Source organism: Vibrio sp. 99-70-13A1, from assembly GCF_013114625.1.
GTDB lineage: Bacteria > Pseudomonadota > Gammaproteobacteria > Enterobacterales > Vibrionaceae > Vibrio.
The window spans coordinates 30410-51816 of record NZ_VTXD01000023.1 but is presented as its reverse complement, the minus strand read 5'-3'; the positions used below and the strand labels follow the sequence as shown (position 1 = coordinate 51816).

The following is a 21407-nucleotide window of genomic DNA, read 5'->3' as shown; positions in this document are numbered from 1 at the left end:
TCCCTGGCTACTCACTCGAGCATTTACTTAGGTTTCGTTAACCAGTAAGTGCTCGCGTAAATGATATGTGGTTTATTTTGTACTGGTTTTGACAGTTCAAAATAAACTCTTTTAGGTTATCACTGGCAGGAAAAACACAGTGTACATCTAAGCCTTCTAAAAATTGGTTATCAGCCATATCCCAAAAGCTTTGCAGCGAATTACAAATAATGGTTCTCATAAAATTTGCTCTTTTTGCTTATAGTTATTAACGCTAGCCTTCACTACTACATCTTGAAAACAGTGAGTTAATGTTTTTAGCAATCCGTGCAGTAACAACTTCTGGTTGAGTTGTCTTTTCCAATTATGAGGGTGCCCCCTCAAAAACGAGTAAATTCTATACAAACTTGCTTGTGAATGAAAGTGCATAATTTATAAAAAACAAGCGGTAAACGATTACATTTAATACAAACTCGTCTTAAAAATGAGACTTAGAGTGTTTACTTTATTTTCACAGTATTTCACGAGCAGTAAGACAGAAATATTGAAACCACCTAGACATTTAATGCCAAGATTTTTGATTTTCTTTGGAAGTTGTACAGACCTTGCTTTTCCATTGGCAATTCATCCACACCTATTTCATAAAAACCTTGCTCTCGGAACCAATGAAGGCTGTGAGTCGTGAGTACGAATATCTGGTCGATATCATTAGACTTAGACTGATGCTTCATGTAATCAAGTAGCAACAACCCACGGTTACCGTCGCGATAATCTGGATGAATAGCCACACAAGCCATTTCTGCCATATGATCTTTCGGGTAAGCATAAAGCGCAGCGCAGCCAATAATCAGCCCGTCTTTTTCTATAATAGTGAAACGATGGATCTCTTGTTCCAGTTGTTCACGAGATCGACGAACGAGAATGCCTTGATCTTCAAGAGGGCGGATTAAATCGAATATTCCTCCAATGTCATCAATTTGTGCTTGGCGCACTTGTTCGGCACTAGCCATCACGATTTGTGTTCCAATCCCATCTAATGAGAACAGCTCTTGTATTAACGCGCCATCCACTTTGTAGCTGATTAAATGGCATCGAGGTACACCAGCTCGGCAAGCTGCCACTGCGGCTTTCAGAAAACGCAAAGTCCCCGAACTGTGGTCTTCTGTTGGGTTTTGGGTTGTGGTGAGGTTTTCTAAAATATGAAGGGCATCTTTTGGAAATAGCTCAGCTAGCGCATTGCCACTTTCACCTATCACACCTTGCTCGGAACAAAAGCCAATGAGTTTGTCGGCTTTAAGGCGTATGGCGACTTGAGTTGCGACTTCTTCCGAGAGCAAATTAAAGCTTTCACCAGTGACTGAGCTGGCGATAGGACCGAGTAAAACAATGGAACCTTGGCTTAATGTTCGGTTAATACCTTCGATATCAATTCTACGAATTCGTCCGCTATGACAGTAGTCTGTGCCGTCATCAATTCCTAATGGCTGAGCCGTAACGAAGTTACCACTCATGACGTTAAGCTGGGTTCCGGCCATTGGCGTGTTGTTTAGGCTCATTGATAGGCGAGCTGTGATGGCTAATTGCAATTGACCTGCAGCTTGCATAACTAACCCTAATGCATGTTCATCAGTGACACGAATGTTGTTGTGATAAGGGGTATGGCAATCTTGCTTTTCTAGGATCTGGTTTATCTGAGGGCGAGCACCGTGAACCAAGACGATCTTAACGCCTAAACTATGAAGCAGGGCAATATCATTGATAATATTGCCGAAGTTTTTATCTGCAAAGGCTTCGCCACCAAGCATGATGACCATGGTTTTGCCTCGGTGAGCATTGACATAAGGTGTGGACTGTCGGAACCCTTTTACTAGCGCAGTACTTCTAATTTTCACAGTTAAAATCCATTTTGCATATTTATTCTCAAATTTAGCATTTATAATTAATTTTTGACAAGTTGTTTTTTGGAATAAAGTGCAAAGTTATCAAAACATACTTTATTCTGTATTTTAACTACGTGTAGAATATCAATGGAACGTTCTACTCAGTGCATGACATGTCAGTATCAGTGAAAAAAAATAAGATAAATGAAGTAACCAAAAGCTTATATGATGAAGCGAACAAGCAAGCTCAGGCTAAATCAGCATTCAAACGAAAACTGCTAGAAAGAAGCTTAATGCTACTAGCTTTGGTTGGGTCGATTGCCGTCGCAACTTTGTTCGTTGAAGTACTAACCAGAATGAATCAATCAGACATCCCTAAGAATGTAATTTATGGGACTTGGGTAGAGCAAAAAGTGGCTCATTATGCAAAGGATGAGTTTGTATTAAGCGAACGAGGTGTGTCCGTTTCTGGCTCTATTGTTGCCACAGATTTTAAATTTGATGGTAACCACTTTGAATACAACGCTGGTGATAAAACGTATCGTTTTAGAATGATTAATGCTGAAAATACAGAGATGATTTTAGATTCAGATGGCTATTACAACCCATTATTTAAGTTAGAAGGCAGCGAGAATAATGCACTGAGATAAGGTTAACTTATCGTAAAGTCTTACAAACTAAGATTGTGTTATCCAAGGTATTTTGTCATCCTCAAAGGATAGAATTTTTAGGATAACTCTTGTGATTAAAAAACTATTTCCAGCCATTGCGGTTTCTTTTCTTTTTGGCTGTGCACAACCTACCGAACGAGCTCAACAGTATTTAGATGGTGAGTTTCCTCAAACTTTGAATAAAGTTGAACAAGTCGAATCTAATGTCCCAAGAGACTACACGGCATTTTCAAAGCAAGCCGAAATGGTTGTGAATAAATCACCCTCAATGGCAAATATCTTCCAACCACTGTACCAGCAGCTTGAAGCTTGGGCATTGCAAAGTGGTGATCCTACCGAACTTGCAAATTATGGCGTAGAAGCGGCTCAATTTGGCGGTGGTGATGATAATGGTAATGTGCTGTTCACTGGCTATTTCTCTCCTGTTATTGAATTACGTCATGAAACGGATGCTGAATATCGATTCCCTGTTTATTCTCTCCCTGAGTGCGATAAAGAATGCCCAACCCGCGCTGAGATTTACGACGGCGCTTTAGAAGGGCAGGGTTTAGAGTTAGGTTACGCAGCTAATCGAATTGATCCATTTATGATGGAAGTTCAAGGCAGTGGTTTTGTTCATTTTGGTGATGACGACACACTTAAGTATTTTGCTTATGCAGGTAAAAATAATAAGGCGTATGTCAGTATTGGTAGAGTACTGATTGAAAGAGGGCTAGTTCCTCGTGAAAAAATGTCTTTGAAAGCGATTAAAGAGTGGGTACTCGCGAATGAAGCTGAAGTGGTGAAAGAACTGCTAGAGCAAAACCCATCGTTTGTCTTCTTCCAGTCAAAAGACGATCTATCGGTAATAGGAAGTGCTGGAATTCCATTATTGCCAATGGCTGCGGTAGCGGGTGATCGCTCTATACTTCCTATGGGGACGCCTGTATTGGCTGAAGTTCCACTGTTGAATGCCGATGGTACATGGAGTGGGGCGCATCAACTTCGCTTGCTTCTTGTGTTAGATACAGGTGGGGCTGTAAAACAGAATCACCTAGATTTGTACCACGGGATGGGACCTAGAGCTGGAACAGAAGCCGGTCACTACAAACATTTTGGTCGCGTTTGGAAACTGGGTTTAAATGGGAGTGCGACTGAAGCACCTTGGGCGATGCCCCCAGAGAAAGCTGAATAGTAAAAGGTCCGATGCTTAACCTAGACTTTTAAACCAAGAGTGCGTATAAAACGCACTCTTTCTTTTTCCATCGAATAAAATTGGCGGCAACATGCGTGAATTAACCACTCCAGCTTCAGAAAATTACGACCAACGTTTTGGCGGTACACGACGTTTATACGGTAATAGTGAAGTGGACATCTTACGAGCTGCACATGTATGTGTAATTGGTATTGGTGGTGTAGGTTCATGGGCGGTTGAAGCATTGGCTCGTACTGGTTTAGGCGAGCTAACGTTGATCGACATGGATGACGTATGTGTGACGAATATTAACCGTCAAATACACGCTATGTCGGGCACTGTTGGTAAAAGTAAAATTGAAGTGATGGCAGAGCGCGTTAAGCTGATTAACCCTGAATGTAAGGTCAACTTAATTGATGACTTTATTGGTCCTGATAACCAAGCTGAATACCTGTCTAAAGACTTTGATTATGTACTGGATGCGATTGATAGTATGAAGGCAAAAGCTTCTTTGCTTGCTTACTGCCGCAGTAATAAAATCAAGGTGATTACGACTGGCGGAGCTGGTGGCCAGGTTGACCCAACACAGATTAAAATTGCTGATTTAACGAAAACCATTCAAGATCCTTTAGCGAAAAAGCTGAAAGATACTTTACGCCGTCATCATAACTTCCCGAAAAACCCACAACGTAAGTTTGGTATTGATTGCGTCTTCTCTACCGAGCAATTGAAATACCCTCAAGCTGATGGCAGTGTTTGTGCAGCAAAAGCGACGGCTGAAGGTCCAAAACGTATGGATTGCGCGACTGGTTTTGGTGCGGCAACAGTAGTAACGGCTTCATTTGGTTTTGTTGCGGTTTCTCGTATTGTTGAAAGAATCGTTCAGAAGCACAGCTAAAGTTTCCCTGAGTTTAATGCATAGCTTTTAAGATGTTGTCTTCTATAGATTTTAATACGGATACTTGATTAATTTGAACAAGAAATACCCCCGCCTTTTCGTTAAATTAGATATTTCGTTTGATTGGATAAAACAATGACTCAATTCCCAGTATCGCCTTTTGGCACTGAAATTACTCATCAAGACATAGCAGAAAAAATGCAGTCTTTTTCTGGGTGGGAAGATAGATATCGTCAAGTGATACAGTGGGGGAAAAAGCTTCCTGTGATGCCTGACGACTTAAAGAGCGATCAAGTAACCGTTGCTGGTTGTGAAAGCCAAGTTTGGCTAGTCAGTCAAAAAATTGATGAGAAATGGTTTTTCTGTGCGGACTCAGATGCACGAATCGTTCGAGGTTTAATCGCTTTGGTTATGGCTGCGTTTGATGGACGAACGGCTCTTGAAATAGAATCGTTCGACATTGATGGCTATTTTGAAAAGTTAGGGCTGATTACGCATTTAAGCCCATCACGTGGTAATGGGCTTAAAGCTATCATTGCACAAATCAAAAGCATTGAGCCGATCAAAAACTCCGCTGTATAACCTTGTTTGTAGAATAGCCGTATCCGCAGAATAGTCTTATCCGCAAATAAACTCATTCCTGCACAACTTTAATTCATCGCTATATCAATAAAGATAGAGCGATGAATGTCATCATGCATCCTACAAAAAATTCTAGGATTTTCCATGCTGTAGGCTTTGAGAATAGGGGAGCGAGTAATCTTGCTCCGTAACCTAGGCTGAAGAAAAACACGAATGACCCCGTAATTGCCCCTAATGCAAAGTTCATCTGTTGCCCTTGGTACTGAGTGGATATAGACCCGAGTAGAACAACAGTGTCTAGATACACATGTGGATTTAACCAAGTAAAAGCCAAACAGATCATTGCCGTTTTCATCGCTGAAGTCTGTTCTACTTGCTCGTTTCCTATCGCGTGAGAAACTGTAAATGCAGAACGAAAACTCAGGAAAGCGTAGACAGCAAGGAATGCCGCTCCACCATATCGAGCGAATACTTCTATGTTTGGATACTGGGTAACAATCGATCCAAACCCTGCCACCCCAAGTGAAATTAAAATAGCATCAGATAAGGCACAAATCAGGCAGATTATAAAAACGTGATGCCTTTTTATACCTTGCTTTAATACAAAGGCATTTTGTGAGCCTATCGCTAAAATGAGTGATAACCCTAATGTGAAACCTGAAAAGTATGCCAGCATAATCCGTTATTGCCTTTATTTAAGTATTTGCTATGTGCCATCGCGATCAGTACTTGGTTGGTAATCGAGAATGAATCCAAGTTAGATCTTTGTATGGGATATTTGCCTTTAAAGCATATCGACAGCTTTCTCTATTGCTGAAATGAGCTTATTCACATCATCTTCAGTGTTATAGATTCCAAACGAAATTCTTACTGTTCCTTTCACATTCAGCTTATCCATAAGTGGATGGGCGCAGTGGTGACCCGCTCTAACCGCAATGCCTTGCTGATCTAGAAGTGTGGCAATATCTTGGTGATGTACACCATCCATCACGAAGGTAATTACACTTGCCTTTTCTTGGTAGCCGAGCACCTTAATATCATCAATCTTGGATAAAGCGGCATAAGTTTTATTTTGCAGATGATGGATGTGAGCTTCCACAGATTGCTGGTCAAACTGATTTAACCAGCCAATTGCTGTATCCAAAGCAATAGCGCCTGCGACATTAGGAGTGCCAGCTTCAAATTTTCCTGGCAGTTCCGAGTAGGTGGTTCCCTCGAAAGAGACTCGTTCCACCATTTTTCCGCCACCATGCCAAGGTGGCATTGATTCTAATAGCTCTAACTTTCCGTAGAGTACGCCAATGCCTGCTGGAGCATATAATTTATGCCCAGAGAATACGTAAAAATCGGCGTCTAAGGCATTCACATTAAGTGTTTCATGCACGATGCCTTGCGCACCATCGACAACAACAATAGCGCCAACTTGATGGGCTTTCTTGATGATGTTCTCAACGGGTAATCGAGTGCCGGTCACGTTGGTAATATGGGCAACCGCCACTATTTTCGTTTTATGGCTTAAACGTTTTTCGAATTCAGCAAAGTCTAGCAGGCAGTTGTCATCCATTGGTAGTTTTACAACCTTAGCACCAGTTTGCTCCGCAACGATTTGCCAAGGAACGATGTTAGCGTGATGTTCCATTTCGCTGACCAGTATCTCATCGCCTTCTTTTAGCGTGCTTCTCGCATAAGTTTGAGCAATAAGATTCAGAGCTTCAGTTGCGCCTCTCGTCCAAATGATTTCTTTACTCGAATTTGCCCCAAGGTACTGAGCAACATTGTCGCGAGCCGCTTCAAATTGGCTGGTGGCTTGCGCAGTTAAGCTGTGGCTACCTCGATGAACATTGGCATTTTGTTTTGAATAATATTGGCTGATGGCATCAATGACGACTTGAGGTTTTTGAGTGGTGGCTGCACTGTCTAGGTAAACCAATGATTGTTCATTGATTTTTTGGTTAAGAGCGGGAAATTGAGCTCGTATATTATTGATGTCAAACATGGGCTTACCTAAATGTATGGTTCTTTTATTAATGCAGATATGGTGCTGAAAAATGCGTTCTTAATACTGTTTGTTTTTCTCTAAATACTGTTCGGCTTGCTTAACGCGGTTGTACAAAGCTAAGTTCGCGGGAACGTCAATATTATGCTTAGCAGCTGCTTTCAACAGGTAGCCAGTAATAAAGTCGATTTCAGTCGGGCGATGATAAAGCATATCTTGTTTCATTGAAGAGTTATTTTGAGCAGTAGCATGGATAACATGATTGATTGTTTCTTGTAATTCACGCTTACTTGTTGGAATACCTTCAGCAGTCATGACTGCTTCTAACTCTGTAATCAGCGGCTGCAACTCTTCTTGATATTTAGCTTCTGCCAGTTGCCCATTTTTTATCTGATTCAGACCTGTTAACGGGTTAATCGCGCAGTTGATGGCGAGCTTCTGCCATAAGGCTTTTTGAATGGACTGATTCCATTTTACTTCAGGCAATGCATGGTTCAATACTTCACAGAGGAAAGTGCACTGTTCACCCGATGCATTATATCCCCCCAACTGTGTTGCCCCTTGACCGGTATGAAGCACATTTTCAGGGCTACGCTTAAACGCTGCCTGGGTTGTGGTCGCTAATACAATAGGAAAGTGATGAATATCATTGGAGAGCGAATCAACGGCTCCCATGCCGTTATGCATGAACATTAAAATGGTATCACGATGTAGGGTTGCGAGAAGGGGAGTGATAGCACTCTCTACTTGCCATGCTTTGACGGTGACGATAATGAGATCACACTGGTTTAGTAATTGACGGTTATTATTCGTGAATACCACTGGCTGCTGCTGATCTAATGTAATTGACAGCTGTGAGTCTGTTTTTCGGCTATATAGCGCGACATTATGCCCAGCTTGAGAAAGTTTTATTGCCCATAAAGAACCAATAGCGCCGGGACCGACGATACCAATATTCATAGGGATACCTTAGAGAAATGCTTTGGAACTTAAGAATAGCGGGGTAAAAAATGAAAGCAATAAAAATGGCACCCGAGGGTGCCATTTAGGAAGTTTTCTTATCAGTTCTATTAGAACTTGTAAGTAACTGCTACGTAGTGACCTGCGCCTGAAGACTCTGGCTCATGACCCCATGGTAGAGCTTCGCCATCTTTAAAGCCGTATACATCGTTGTATAGCTTAAGACCGTAACCTACAGCAAAACGATCTGAGTGCCAGTAGATACCATTAAACATTGCGCCGCCGCTGCTTGCACGACCGCTGTCTTGGTCATCCATACCAAATTGGTAATCAATGTAACCTTGGTAAGAAATGAATGAACCGTTTTCGAAGAAGAAGAAAGGCTTGAACCAGTTAGTTGAAACTTGAACGCCGTTCCAGTCTTTCATGTTTGAATCGTAAGTACCGTAGAAGTTAAGACCAATTTTGCCTAACCATGGAACCATTACGTCAGAACCAAGACCGATTTTCTGAGTGTTTACGTCAGCGTTACCGCCCCACTCCATAAGAGTAGAAACGTATAGCTCTTGTACTGGACCGAAAGAAAGGTCTTTACCTGTTACTGCGTCAAGAGACATACGTGGTGCGAATTTCATGAAGATTTTTTCGCCACCATTCTTGTCGCTACCAGGATCTGAAGCAAGGTTGAATACGTCAACGTAACCGTAAAGATCGAAAGCTCCAGAGCGACCGCCGAATTCCATCTCTAGGTAATCGTGAGAAGACTCTGAGTAGCCTTTTTCATCAATTGCAGCCATAAGGTTGAATTGCATCCACTTGTAATCGTTTTTGTGGATGTCGCCGTCTGAATAATCAGCAGCCATAGCTGGTGCAGAAGCCGCAGCCATTAGGCCAAGAGCTAAAAGTGATTTGCGCATAATGGAACTCTCTATATTAAAAGTAAGTAACCCGCTATCCATGCGTGTTTGATTTGTCCGAATGCCGAGCATGATAGCGATTTTGTTCTCAATTAAAAGTGAGAAAGAGTGCAAATTAAAATTATTATGGTGACACTCATCACACTAATGATCTAAATGGCGGAACTTTTAAATGCATATGCATTCTGATGCTCCTCTTTTTCTATTGAACGTGTGAAGCCTGGTTATTTTGTCGCTCTCTTGATTGTTTTATATTCAAAGCAAACGATTTAGTTAAATTATGTGATGCATGATGTGTAAACAACAGAGTTTAGTTGTTGGCTTTTGGGGCTGCCATTTATTGAACTTTTTTAATATCAAAATGTGAAGTTAAGAGTAATAGCTGGGTATGGATGGAAGATTGTGAAAAGTTTATCGAGACAATGTGAGATCTTTAATTGAGGGTATAAAATTATTAAACCTCACTCGATGATAAATTCAGGGTGGAGAGTTGAAAGTAGACTACAGAAGGGCAGCATAATCGACAAACGTAGTTATCGATTATGCTCTTTAGTTAGTCTTTTTGGTTACGAGCGTCATCGAGCAACTTCGAGAAGAAGTGTCTTAATGAATAAAGCATGATCAAACTAGGAACAACCATTAATGCCGTTAAGATGAAGAAGGTTGACCAGTCATTAAGGTAATCAACAAGCTCGCCACTAAAAGAAGCCAACGTTGTTCGCCCAAAGTTACCCAATGAAGCGAGTAAAGCGTATTGAGTCGCTGAGAAGGCTTGCCCAGTCAGCAGGGTTAAAAAGGAAACAAAAGCAACCGTTGAAAATGCAGTAGTAAAGTTATCGACAATGATTGTTGCCAAAAACAAAGTTTCACTTGGACCAGCTTGAGCTATCCAAGCAAACATTAAGTTACTTCCTGCCATTGCAATACCGCCAATCATCAAACCGCGGACAATACCAAACTTCACGTTAAAGACGCTGCCTAATAACGTAAAGAAGATAGTGGCACCCCAACCAATCAATTTGGAGTAGTGACCAATCTGTTCATTACTAAAGCCTATTTCTTTGTAGAAGGTGATCGACATTCTTCCTAAGAACGCTTCGCCTATCTTAAAGAGGAAAACAAATAGCAATAGAGTGATAGCAACCTGAACACCATTACGCTTAAAGAAATCATAGAATGGTTCAATAACCGTAACGGTAAACCAAGCTAGCATTTTAGAACCCACGACTTGATTGTGTCGTTGTTGAGCTTGCGCTTGAAGTTCTTCTCGTTGAGTTTTAGGTTCACCCACAAGTAATGTGAATAGCATTAATATAGCAACAACACCTGCCATACCGTAATAAACGCCATTCCAGCCAATAGAGTCGGCATTAATAAAAGCGAAGTAACCAGGCAATGAATACCCTGTCCACCAACCAATAACGGCCATTGCGGAAGCTTGTGGAAGTTTAGATGGTTCAGACTTGGGAAAGCTGTCAATACGGTAAGCATCAATCGCGATGTCTTGTGTGGCTGAAGCAATGGCTACGCCTAGGGCAAGCATTGATGTGAGCACAAGGTCATTAGCAGGATTGACTCCTGCGATGAAGAAGGTACAGACAAGAACAAAGCTCTGGCAGAAAAATATCCAACTGCGCCTTTGACCTAAAATGGCATGCAAAACTGGTAATTTCACTCGATCAACCAGTGGAGCCCATAAAAAGTTAATAGCGTAAACAGCAAAGACACTGCCGAAATAACCAATAGCGGTTCGTGTTAGCCCTGCGTCCTTCAACCAGCCAGACATATTTGAACCAATGAGCACCCAAGGAAAGCCGCTCGAGCAGCCCAGCATGAATACCCAAAGCAGTCGTTTATCAAGATAGCTACGGAAAGTTTGCATCCACGATAGGGATGGCGAACCTGATGACATAAAAACGTCCTTGCGAAGAAAAACGCCCTTGACGGATGTTAAGGGCGTTGGAAGCGTTTACTTAAGAAGGGTTACTTTTGTAATGACGATTGGGTCTACTGGAATGTCTGACATTCTGCCAATACGTTTTGTTGGAATCATTGCCATCTTTTCTACAACATCAAACCCTTCAACCACTTTGCCAAATACGGCATAGCCAGGGGGAGACTGCTCAGCATTTAAAAAGCCATTGTCAGAATAGTTGATGAAAAACTGACGAGTTGCTGAGTCTGGGTTGTTGGTACGAGCCATAGCAAGCGTAGCGGGTTCATTTCTTAAACCGTTGTAGCCTTCATTTTTGATTGGCGCATTCGTTGGCAGGCGGTTCATGTTTTTATCGAAACCGCCACCTTGTGCCATGAAGCCCGGAATAACTCGGTGAAATTGGCTGCCCACATAGCTGCCATCTTCTACATAAGACAGAAAGTTAGCGACGGAAATTGGTGCTTTCTCTTGGTTTAGGTCGATAGTGAAATTACCTAAAGTAGTTTCCACTGAAACTTTTGGACCTGCCCAAGAAGCCGCGCTGAATGCAAGTAGAGCAATAGATGATACTAGACGAAGCATTAGAAGCGCTCCTTCATGTAGTTTTGTAACTCTTGGTCATTTGAGATGTCAGCCAAAACAAGGTTAATCACATCGTTTAATACCATTGAAATATCTTCGTTTGAAGCGCTCAACGTGCCAGTACGAACGGCTGTACCTTTAAAGGTTTTGACTAATTTACCTTGAGGGGTTTCAGCGATTACTTCTAAAGTCACTTTACCATCCATTTGGTTTTCCATAATGGTGTGCTTTACCGTCACTAGTGCTTCTTGAATTTCTAGTACCACTGAGTTTTCACTGTTTACACTTGCGCGATAACCTTGAGATTCAAACTGCTGAGCGATGGCATTTTCTAAAGTGATGCGCATATTTTGCTGAGCATGGATAGGTTCAATATTCGAACGACCGCTATCTACTAAAGCAACATATTGAGCAGCACGTACATCTTTACTGGAAAGTGTGTAAGTCTTATTTTCTACTAGATTACTTGTGCTTAACGACGCTTCAGGGATAACACTAATTTGTTCCTTTTGAGGAGCAGAGCAAGCCGTGAGTACAACAAGTGATGCAGCCAAAACGAGTTTTTTCATTCTTCTATCCTTTTAAAATACGCATTACAAATGGTATTTGTGATCATTCTTTGATTCAGTCTTCAATGCTATTTATTAAAGTTAGCAGGTTCTCTAGTCGCTTGTAAAATCTCAAACTTCTGGTTTAACTCGAGAGTCTCGACATTCGCTTCACCAAATAGGCGCGCGAGTTTTACATCGTATCCGAGGTGTCGGTTACCAATAACAATTAATTTCCCTCCGTTACTAAGAACATGCTTTGCATCACAGAACATTTGCCACGCAATGTGATCTGTAATTGCTTGCTGTTGGTGGAATGGAGGATTACACATTACTAAGTAAGTACTATTTTTCTTGAAGCCGTCTAAACAGTTGTTTGCGATGAACTGGAAATTGCCTTCTTCTCCAAGGTTATCAATGACATTCTGGCGAGCAGATTCGACAGCCATGAAGCTTTCATCAACACAGGTAATTCGAGCTTGTGGGTTTAATTGCCCCGCTTTAACACTGAGTACACCATTACCGCACCCTAAATCAATAATGTGGCGAAGCTCAGGATCTTGAGGGATATGATCAAGCATGTAGCGAGCACCTTGATCTAGGCTTTCACCTGAGTAAACATTTGGTAAGTTCTTTAGCTTTATATTTTCTCCATCCACTTCCCATTCATTGTATGGGTCAATGTCGTGAATAGGTTGGCAGTTTGCTGAGGAGAAAATAAGACGGTGTTTTTTCTTCGCTAAAGAAGTGGTCGTCACACCTAAGTATTTTTCAAAGAGATTCAAAGTTGAAGTGTGAATCTCTTTCACTTTATTGACACCAATAATGGGGCAAGTTTCAGGTAAAGCTTTACGAAGCTGACTTAATTGCCAAGTAAGGTGTCGGTTTGTTTTTGGTAACTGCATGAGTACTAAATCAATACCATGTGGGATTTCTTCCATGGTGTTTAGGAAAGTCACACGGTTACATTGATTTCTTTGTAGATTCTTAAGTGCGCCACGTTGCGAGATGAAAGAATCGCTCATCATGGTGACATCATGCTTTTCAGAGAACCAAGCTGAAAGGGCACCAAAGTGATCATTTAGAATTAAAATGTGTTTACCGGGCTCTAAGTCTAACTCTTCTACGTGTTGAATGAGGTATTCATCTCCAGCATCCCAAGCTTGAAGCGTTTCATTTGAACGCTTTGGAAAGCGGTGTAAAGCCAGCGTTCTGCTGTTAAAAGTAAATTCAGTTTTCATTATTTGGGATACTTATATGAGAAATAACAAGGATATTGTCTCAAATGCTGTTTCAACAAGATAGAAAAAACTGGAGGTAAGCGCACTCACTCTAGAATAATTTGTCAGACAGGTTGCATGTTTAGGTTTATACTGGATATATAAACAATATGAGAGCGCAATAAAGGAATCATGATGATCCAAGAAATTATTGAGACAAAACTGCACAATGAGTTTGATCCAACACATTTAAACGTTGTGAACGAAAGTTATATGCACAATGTTCCGGCTGGTTCTGAAAGTCATTTTAAGGTTGTTGTAGTGAGTGATGCCTTTGAAGGATTGCGCTTGATTGGTCGTCATAGAGCTGTGAATAAAGCTTTATCTGAAGAGTTGGCTAATAATATTCATGCACTGTCTATTCATACTTATACTAAAAGTGAATGGCAAGAACAGTTTAATAGCGTACCAGATAGCCCGATGTGCATGGGCGGAAGCAAGGCCGACTAAATTACTAACAACGTTTGAATATGAAAGGTGGTTTAGCCGCCTTTTTCATTTTCAAATCGATAATAACGCGACATATTTAGCCTATTTATGTCGAGATAATGAACATTACAAATACCCACAATGAGTAATGTTTTTATTAACAGTGTTTCAACAAGTGTATGTAAATTTCAAGTTGTGACAGAGTGTTAAACTCCGTATTTAAAACAGGTTATATGACTGGTTCATCTGTGCGGTATGTCAAAAATATAGACATTCAAAGGGCTATATACTTCAATTCCCAGCAAATAAAACCGCTATTCAAGTTATTGGTCATGGCATCAAGTTCCCAAAAAATGGTAGACTACCGCACCTGATAAATCTCAATCCATTCTTGTGGTGAGTTTATTAAGAAATTGTTGCGATTTTGATGTTTTAAACACATCAGAACCGGACACTGTAATGTCGTGTCTAAGGGTGAATTTATAACACCCTGAATTTACGCAATTAAAGAATCTTTTTCCCGATAAAGTAGTGCAAGTGCGTATGATTACAATAAAGAAGGGTTTGGATCTTCCTATCGCAGGAACTCCATCCCAGGTGATTAATGATGGTAAGTCCATCACTAAAGTCGCCTTGCTTGGCGAAGAGTACGTTGGTATGCGTCCTACGATGCATGCTCGCGTTGATGATGAAGTGAAGAAAGGCCAAGTTCTTTTTGCTGATAAAAAGAACCCAGGTGTAGTATTTACTTCTCCAGCAAGTGGTAAAGTTATTGAAATTAACCGTGGTGCTAAGCGTGTACTTCAATCTGTAGTGATTGAAGTGGCAGGCAATGAGCAAATCACGTTCAATAACTATGCAGCTGACCAACTAGCAAATCTTGACCGTGAAACGGTTAAAGCTCAACTAGTCGAGTCTGGTGCATGGACTGCTTTGCGTACTCGTCCGTTCAGCAAGGTTCCAGCTATTGATTCTGAAACTCAGGCTATCTTCGTAACTGCTATGGATACTAATCCTTTAGCAGCTGAGCCAGAGTTAATCATTAACGAGCAGTCTGATGCTTTCGTTGCTGGTTTAGACCTCCTTTCAACTCTGACTAGCGGTAAAGTTTACGTTTGTAAGAAAGGCACTAGCCTGCCTCGCTCATCTAAGTCAAACGTTGAAGAGCATGTTTTTGATGGCCCACATCCAGCAGGTCTTGCTGGTACTCACATGCATTACCTTTACCCGGTAAATGCAGGAACTGTAGCGTGGAGCATCAACTATCAAGATGTTATCGCATTCGGTAAGTTATTCCTTACTGGTGAGATTTACACTGATCGTGTTGTTTCTTTAGCTGGCCCTGTGGTTAATAACCCACGTTTAGTTCGAACTCAGCTTGGTGCTAGCCTTGAAGAGTTAACTGACAGTGAGTTGATTCCAGGCGAAGTTCGTGTGATTTCTGGCTCTGTACTTTCGGGTACTGAAGCTACAGGTCCTCATGCTTTCCTTGGTCGTTACCACCAGCAAGTTTCTGTTTTGCGTGAAGGCCGTGATAAAGACTTATTTGGCTGGGCTATGCCTGGTAAAGATAAGTTCTCTGTTACTCGTTCATTCCTTGGTCACCTGTTTAAAGGTCAGTTGTTTAATATGACAACGACTACAAACGGTAGTGATCGCTCAATGGTTCCAATCGGCAACTACGAACGCGTAATGCCTCTAGATATGGAACCTACATTGCTGCTTCGTGATCTATGTGCTGGCGACATTGACAGTGCACAAGCACTGGGTGCGTTAGAGCTAGATGAAGACGATTTAGCATTGTGTACCTTTGTATGTCCAGGTAAGTACGAGTACGGTCAACTACTTCGTGAATGCCTAGATACAATTGAGAAGGAAGGGTAATTTTCATGGGCCTTAAAAAGTTTCTTGAGGACATCGAGCATCATTTCGAGCCAGGTGGTAAACACGAGAAGTGGTTTGCGCTTTACGAAGCGGCAGCGACTGTGTTTTACACGCCAGGTCTTGTAACGAAAAAAAGCTCACACGTTCGTGATAGCGTTGATTTAAAACGTATCATGATCATGGTTTGGTTCGCGGTATTCCCAGCAATGTTCTGGGGTATGTATAACGCAGGTGGCCAAGCTATTGCTGCTCTTAACCACATGTATGCAGGCGCTGAATTAGCTTCTGTAATTGCTGGTAACTGGCACTACTGGTTAACCGAAATGCTTGGTGCCTCCTTAGGTGCTGATGCAGGTGTTGGCAGTAAAATGCTACTAGGGGCGACCTACTTCCTACCTATCTACGCAACAGTGTTTATTGTTGGTGGTTTCTGGGAAGTTCTGTTCTGTATGGTGCGTAAGCACGAAGTTAACGAAGGTTTCTTTGTTACTTCTATTTTATTCGCGCTTATCGTTCCGCCAACACTTCCTCTATGGCAAGCAGCACTAGGTATTACCTTTGGTGTTGTTGTTGCTAAAGAGATCTTTGGTGGTACTGGTCGTAACTTCTTGAACCCTGCACTTGCTGGTCGTGCGTTCCTATTCTTTGCATACCCTGCGCAGATTTCAGGTGACGTAGTTTGGACTGCTGCAGATGGTTTCTCTGGTGCAACTGCTCTTAGCCAATGGGCTCAAGGCGGTGGTAGTGCACTAATGAACGTAACAACAGGTGAAGCAATCACTTGGATGGATGCATTCATTGGTAACATTCCAGGCTCTATCGGTGAAGTTTCGACTCTAGCACTGTTAATCGGTGCTGCGATGATCGTCTACATGCGTATCGCTTCATGGCGCATCATTGCTGGTGTAATGATCGGTATGATTGCAGTCTCTACGCTCTTCAATGTGATTGGTTCTGACACTAATGCATTGTTCAGCATGCCTTGGCACTGGCACCTAGTTCTAGGTGGCTTCGCATTTGGTATGTTCTTTATGGCGACAGACCCAGTATCAGCTTCATTTACCAACAAAGGTAAGTGGTGGTACGGCATCCTAATCGGCGCAATGTGTGTAATGATCCGTGTAGTTAACCCTGCATACCCAGAAGGCATGATGCTTGCGATTCTATTCGCAAACCTATTTGCTCCTCTGTTTGACCACGTTGTAATCGAGAAGAACATTAAGCGGAGACTAGCGCGCTATGGCAAGTAATAACGATAGCATTAAAAAGACGCTGTTTGTTGTTATCGCATTGAGCCTAGTGTGCTCAATCATCGTTTCAACAGCTGCAGTTGTTCTTAAACCTAAGCAACAAGCTAACGCAATTCTGGATCAGCAAACTAAGATCCTTGAAGTTGCAGGCATTGACCTTGCAGGTGATATTCCGGCGCTTTACGCAGAGAATATCGTACCTCGTCTAGTTGATTTCGCTACTGGTGATTTCATCGACCAAGATGCTGCTGCATACGACCAACGTAAAGCAGCAAAAGATCCTGCACAGTCTATTAAGCTTTCTTCTGAAGAAGACATCGCTAAGATCCTTCGTCGTGCTAACACAGGTACTGTATACCTAGTGAAAGATGGTGCTGAAACTTCTAAAGTTATCATCCCTGTTCACGGTAACGGTCTGTGGTCGATGATGTACGCATTCGTTGCGGTAGAAACAGATGGCAACACTGTTTCTGGTATCACTTACTACGAGCAAGGTGAGACTCCTGGGCTTGGTGGTGAAGTTGAAAACCCAACTTGGCGCGCACAATTCGTTGGTAAGAAATTATTCGACGAAAACCACAAACCTGCTATTAAAGTAGTTAAAGGTGGTGCTCCTGCTGGTTCTGAGCACGGTGTTGACGGTCTTTCGGGTGCAACACTAACTAGTGTTGGCGTTCAAAACACATTTGACTTCTGGTTAGGCGAAATGGGCTTTGGTCCGTTCCTAGCAAAAGTTCGTGACGGAGGTCTGAACTAATGTCTAGTGCAAAAGAGATTAAAAAGAGCATCTTAGCGCCGGTGTTGGACAACAACCCGATCGCGTTACAGGTTCTTGGTGTGTGTTCTGCTCTTGCGGTAACCACTAAACTAGAAACAGCATTTGTTATGACTATCGCGGTAATGTTTGTTACTGCTTTATCTAACTTCTTCGTTTCTTTAATCCGTAACCACATTCCTAACAGTGTGCGTATCATCGTTCAGATGGCAATCATTGCATCGTTAGTAATCGTGGTAGACCAAGTACTTAAAGCATACCTATACGACATCTCTAAGCAGTTGTCTGTATTCGTAGGCCTAATCATTACTAACTGTATTGTAATGGGTCGTGCTGAAGCATTCGCTATGAAGTCTGCGCCAATCCCATCTTTAATCGATGGTCTTGGTAACGGTCTTGGTTACGGTTTCGTTCTTATCACTGTTGGTTTCTTCCGTGAGTTGCTAGGTTCTGGCAAACTATTCGGTATGGAAGTTTTACCACTAGTGAGCAACGGTGGTTGGTATCAGCCAAACGGCTTGATGCTTCTAGCACCTTCTGCATTCTTCCTAATTGGTTTCTTGATTTGGGCAATTCGTGTGTTCAAACCAGAACAAGTAGAAGCGAAGGGGTAAGGTAGTCATGGAACATTATATTAGTCTGCTAGTTAAATCGATTTTCATCGAAAACATGGCGCTTTCTTTCTTTCTAGGTATGTGTACATTCCTAGCGGTATCTAAGAAAGTTAAAACTTCTTTTGGTCTTGGTGTTGCGGTAGTTGTAGTACTTACAATCGCTGTTCCTGTGAACAACCTTGTTTACACACACATCCTAAAAGAAAACGCGCTTGTTGCCGGTGTCGATTTAAGTTTCCTTAACTTCATCGCATTCATCGGTGTTATCGCGGCACTTGTACAAATCCTAGAGATGGTTTTAGACCGTTTCTTCCCACCTTTGTACAACGCACTTGGTATCTTCCTTCCATTGATCACAGTTAACTGTGCAATCTTTGGTGGTGTATCTTTCATGGTAACGCGTGACTACAACTTTGCTGAATCTGTTGTTTACGGCTTCGGTTCTGGTGTGGGTTGGATGTTAGCTATCGTCGCTCTTGCGGGTATTCGTGAGAAGATGAAATATTCAGACGTACCTCCAGGTCTTCGTGGTCTAGGTATTACGTTTATTTCAGTTGGTTTAATGGCGTTAGGCTTTATGTCTTTCTCTGGTGTTCAACTGTAGGGTAAGCACCCAGTAATAAGGAATAACAAATGCAAAGCATTATTCTTGGCGTAGCGATGTTTACCATTATTGTATTGGCTCTAGTACTAGTGATTCTTTTCGCTAAATCTAAGCTAGTACCATCAGGTGACATCACTATTGCTGTAAACGGCGACCCTGAGAAGGCGATCGTTACTCAACCTGGTAGTAAGCTACTTGGTGCTCTTGCTGGTGCAGGCATCTTCGTATCTTCTGCTTGTGGTGGCGGTGGCTCTTGTGGTCAGTGTCGTGTGAAAGTTAAGTCTGGTGGTGGCGATATTCTACCAACAGAACTTGATCACATCACAAAAGGCGAAGCTCGCGAAGGCGAACGTCTTGCATGTCAAGTTGCTATGAAAACTGACATGGAGATTGAACTAGACGAAGATATCTTTGGTGTTAAAAAGTGGGAATGTACTGTTATCTCTAATGATAACGAAGCTACTTTTATCAAAGAGCTTGCTCTGGCTATCCCTGAAGGTGAAGAAGTTCCGTTCCGCGCGGGTGGCTACATTCAGATTGAAGCTGAACCGCATCACGTGAAATACGCAGATTACGATATTCCTGAGGAATACCGTGGTGACTGGGATAAGTTTAACTTGTTCCGTTACGAGTCTATCGTTAAAGAGCATTCGATTCGTGCTTACTCTATGGCTTCATACCCAGAAGAGAAAGGCATCATCAAGCTTAACGTGCGTATCGCAACTCCGCCGCCAAACAACCCTGACGTAGCTCCTGGTGTGATGTCTTCATACATCTGGTCTCTTAAAGAAGGCGACAAATGTACTATTTCTGGTCCATTTGGTGAGTTCTTTGCTAAAGACACAGACAATGAAATGGTATTCATCGGTGGTGGTGCTGGTATGGCGCCAATGCGTTCACACATCTTTGACCAACTTAAGCGTCTTAACTCTACTCGTAAGATGTCTTACTGGTATGGTGCACGTTCTAAGCGTGAGATGTTCTACATTGAAGATTTCGATGGTCTAGCGGCTACGAATGAAAACTTCGTGTGGCACTGTGCACTGTCTGATCCTCAACCTGAGGACAACTGGGACGGTTACACTGGTTTCATCCACAACGTATTGTACGAAAACTACCTGAAGGATCATGAAGCTCCTGAAGATTGTGAGTACTACATGTGTGGTCCACCTATGATGAACGCAGCTGTTATCGGCATGCTTAAAGATCTAGGTGTAGAAGATGAGAACATTCTTCTAGATGACTTCGGTGGTTAATCCATTTAAGTGATTGATATTATGGCTGGCTCTCATGAGTCAGCCATTTGTTTTTCTAAGGCTTATCTTAGATATAATTGGTTTATGCAATTAACGGTTTATATAACAAAAAGGGCTCTTTCTGAGTTGGCTTTTTATTATATAAATCCCTCAACTATAGCAGGAGTATGCAAGTGAAAATTTGGCTTGTTGCAGTAGCTTCTTTAATGTTTCTTTCTGGCTGTGAAAAGCCTAGAGAGCAAGTTCATCTTAGTGGTCCAACAATGGGCACTAGCTATAATATTAAATACATTACTGGTGAAGAGTTTCCGGAATCTAAGGATGTTCATACGGAAGTCGATCGTTTACTTGAAGAAGTGAATGACCAAATGTCGACTTATCGTCCGGACTCAGAGCTTAGCCGTTTTAATCAATACCAAGGGAATGATGAATTTCCAGTATCAGAAGAAACCGCTATCGTTGTGAAAGAAGCGATACGTTTGAACGGTCTTACTCAAGGTGCATTAGATGTGACGGTTGGTCCATTAGTGAACCTGTGGGGTTTTGGTCCAGAAGCTCGCCCAGAAGTTGTCCCTACTGATGAGGAGCTTAGCGCACGTAAAGCTAAAATTGGTATTCATCATTTAAGTGCTACTAAGACGACCTTAACGAAAGATATGCCTAACTTGTATGTTGATTTATCAACTATTGCTAAAGGTTGGGGAGTCGACGTGGTAGCTGATTATATTGAATCTTTAGGTATCCATAACTACATGGTGGAAGTCGGTGGTGAGATTCGCTTAAAAGGTTTAAACCGTGAAGGTGTGGCTTGGCGTATTGCCATTGAGAAGCCAAGTATCGATGAACGCACTATTCAAGAAATTATTGAACCGGGTGATATGGCTGTTGCTACATCAGGTGATTATCGTAATTACTTTGAACATGATGGTATTCGTTACTCGCATATTATCAACCCTGAAACGGGCAAGCCGATCAACCATAAGGTGGTATCCGTAACCGTTTTAGCTCCATCTTCAATGACGGCAGATGGATTATCTACAGGTCTTATGGTCTTAGGTGAAGATAAAGGTATGGAAATAGCAAACCAGCATGATATTCCAGTATTAATGGTGGTTAAAACTGCTGAAGGTTTTGAAGAGTTGTCTTCAGAAGCTTTTAAATCATATTTAAATAAATAGAGCTTGCTCTAATA

At 41.9% G+C, this 21407-nt stretch carries 22 protein-coding genes; 12 read left to right on the top strand and 10 right to left on the bottom strand.

All coding sequences use genetic code 11. The features are described from left to right. Nucleotides 1–37: 37 nt before the first annotated feature. A complete protein-coding gene (locus tag F0226_RS14750) occupies nt 38–220 on the bottom strand; it encodes a hypothetical protein (RefSeq protein WP_171736347.1) in 183 nt (60 codons plus the stop codon). A gap of 313 nt (nt 221–533) precedes the next feature. Beyond that, on the bottom strand, nt 534–1871 hold the full coding sequence (gene argA / locus F0226_RS14745) for an amino-acid N-acetyltransferase (RefSeq protein ID WP_171736346.1): 1338 nt from the start codon (nt 1869–1871) through the stop codon (nt 534–536). A 161-nt stretch (nt 1872–2032) separates the two neighbouring features. Here argA and F0226_RS14740 point away from each other — a divergent pair, with 161 nt between their 5' ends. The 4 genes from F0226_RS14740 to csdE all read left to right on the top strand — a co-directional run bounded on the left by F0226_RS14740 (nt 2033) and on the right by csdE (nt 5184). Then, nucleotides 2033–2509 carry a DUF2850 domain-containing protein gene (locus tag F0226_RS14740; protein ID WP_171736345.1) on the top strand — a complete coding sequence of 159 codons (477 nt, stop codon included), beginning with the start codon at nt 2033–2035 and terminating at the stop codon, nt 2507–2509. A gap of 82 nt (nt 2510–2591) precedes the next feature. Further along, nucleotides 2592–3704: a murein transglycosylase A gene (gene mltA, locus F0226_RS14735; protein ID WP_171736408.1), complete on the top strand. Its 1113-nt coding sequence runs from the start codon at nt 2592–2594 to the stop codon at nt 3702–3704. A gap of 91 nt (nt 3705–3795) precedes the next feature. After that, the gene (tcdA, locus tag F0226_RS14730) at nt 3796–4602 is read left to right on the top strand and encodes a tRNA cyclic N6-threonylcarbamoyladenosine(37) synthase TcdA (RefSeq protein WP_137374901.1); all 807 of its coding nucleotides are present in this window, start codon (nt 3796–3798) and stop codon (nt 4600–4602) included. Between the two features lie 135 nt (nt 4603–4737). Then, entirely contained in the window at nt 4738–5184 is a 447-nt protein-coding gene (gene csdE / locus F0226_RS14725) for a cysteine desulfurase sulfur acceptor subunit CsdE (protein ID WP_171736344.1), read from the top strand. A 79-nt stretch (nt 5185–5263) separates the two neighbouring features. Here csdE and F0226_RS14720 read toward each other — a convergent pair whose 3' ends face one another. From F0226_RS14720 to F0226_RS14685, 8 genes are all read right to left on the bottom strand, one after another. Continuing rightward, nucleotides 5264–5860 carry a LysE/ArgO family amino acid transporter gene (locus F0226_RS14720; RefSeq protein ID WP_171736343.1) on the bottom strand — a complete coding sequence of 199 codons (597 nt, stop codon included), beginning with the start codon at nt 5858–5860 and terminating at the stop codon, nt 5264–5266. A 108-nt stretch (nt 5861–5968) separates the two neighbouring features. Then, a complete protein-coding gene (csdA, locus tag F0226_RS14715) occupies nt 5969–7180 on the bottom strand; it encodes a cysteine desulfurase CsdA (protein WP_171736342.1) in 1212 nt (403 codons plus the stop codon). A 60-nt stretch (nt 7181–7240) separates the two neighbouring features. Then, the gene (panE, locus tag F0226_RS14710) at nt 7241–8140 is read right to left on the bottom strand and encodes a 2-dehydropantoate 2-reductase (protein ID WP_171736341.1); all 900 of its coding nucleotides are present in this window, start codon (nt 8138–8140) and stop codon (nt 7241–7243) included. Between the two features lie 110 nt (nt 8141–8250). Then, nucleotides 8251–9057, bottom strand: coding sequence for an outer membrane protein OmpK (locus F0226_RS14705; protein ID WP_171736340.1), 807 nt, complete (start codon nt 9055–9057; stop codon nt 8251–8253). Between the two features lie 553 nt (nt 9058–9610). Beyond that, the gene (locus tag F0226_RS14700) at nt 9611–10969 is read right to left on the bottom strand and encodes an MFS transporter (RefSeq protein WP_171736339.1); all 1359 of its coding nucleotides are present in this window, start codon (nt 10967–10969) and stop codon (nt 9611–9613) included. Nucleotides 10970–11026: 57 nt separating this feature from the next. Then, nucleotides 11027–11575, bottom strand: coding sequence for a peptidylprolyl isomerase (locus F0226_RS14695; RefSeq protein ID WP_171736338.1), 549 nt, complete (start codon nt 11573–11575; stop codon nt 11027–11029). Further along, a complete protein-coding gene (locus tag F0226_RS14690; protein ID WP_171736337.1) occupies nt 11575–12144 on the bottom strand; it encodes a YajG family lipoprotein in 570 nt (189 codons plus the stop codon). The genes F0226_RS14695 and F0226_RS14690 overlap by 1 nt, the downstream gene beginning before the upstream one ends. A 68-nt stretch (nt 12145–12212) precedes the next feature. Further along, nucleotides 12213–13364: a methyltransferase gene (locus tag F0226_RS14685; protein WP_171736336.1), complete on the bottom strand. Its 1152-nt coding sequence runs from the start codon at nt 13362–13364 to the stop codon at nt 12213–12215. A gap of 174 nt (nt 13365–13538) precedes the next feature. Here F0226_RS14685 and bolA point away from each other — a divergent pair, with 174 nt between their 5' ends. The 8 genes from bolA to F0226_RS14645 all read left to right on the top strand — a co-directional run bounded on the left by bolA (nt 13539) and on the right by F0226_RS14645 (nt 21393). Further along, nucleotides 13539–13853 (top strand): transcriptional regulator BolA, encoded by a 315-nt coding sequence (gene bolA, locus F0226_RS14680; RefSeq protein WP_171736407.1) that lies wholly within the window; start codon nt 13539–13541, stop codon nt 13851–13853. Between the two features lie 522 nt (nt 13854–14375). Next, the gene (locus tag F0226_RS14675; protein ID WP_171736335.1) at nt 14376–15716 is read left to right on the top strand and encodes a Na(+)-translocating NADH-quinone reductase subunit A; all 1341 of its coding nucleotides are present in this window, start codon (nt 14376–14378) and stop codon (nt 15714–15716) included. A 5-nt stretch (nt 15717–15721) separates the two neighbouring features. Next, complete coding sequence (locus F0226_RS14670; RefSeq protein ID WP_171736334.1) at nt 15722–16966, top strand: NADH:ubiquinone reductase (Na(+)-transporting) subunit B; 1245 nt, start codon at nt 15722–15724, stop codon at nt 16964–16966. Further along, nucleotides 16956–17723, top strand: coding sequence for a Na(+)-translocating NADH-quinone reductase subunit C (locus tag F0226_RS14665; RefSeq protein WP_171736333.1), 768 nt, complete (start codon nt 16956–16958; stop codon nt 17721–17723). The genes F0226_RS14670 and F0226_RS14665 overlap by 11 nt, the downstream gene beginning before the upstream one ends. After that, nucleotides 17723–18355, top strand: coding sequence for an NADH:ubiquinone reductase (Na(+)-transporting) subunit D (locus tag F0226_RS14660; protein WP_008223083.1), 633 nt, complete (start codon nt 17723–17725; stop codon nt 18353–18355). The genes F0226_RS14665 and F0226_RS14660 overlap by 1 nt, the downstream gene beginning before the upstream one ends. Nucleotides 18356–18362: 7 nt before the next feature. After that, entirely contained in the window at nt 18363–18959 is a 597-nt protein-coding gene (nqrE, locus tag F0226_RS14655) for an NADH:ubiquinone reductase (Na(+)-transporting) subunit E (protein ID WP_171736332.1), read from the top strand. Between the two features lie 29 nt (nt 18960–18988). Then, nucleotides 18989–20215: an NADH:ubiquinone reductase (Na(+)-transporting) subunit F gene (nqrF, locus tag F0226_RS14650; protein ID WP_171736331.1), complete on the top strand. Its 1227-nt coding sequence runs from the start codon at nt 18989–18991 to the stop codon at nt 20213–20215. A 173-nt stretch (nt 20216–20388) separates the two neighbouring features. Next, on the top strand, nt 20389–21393 hold the full coding sequence (locus F0226_RS14645) for an FAD:protein FMN transferase (RefSeq protein WP_171736330.1): 1005 nt from the start codon (nt 20389–20391) through the stop codon (nt 21391–21393). The last annotated feature ends 14 nt before the right edge of the window (nt 21394–21407 follow it).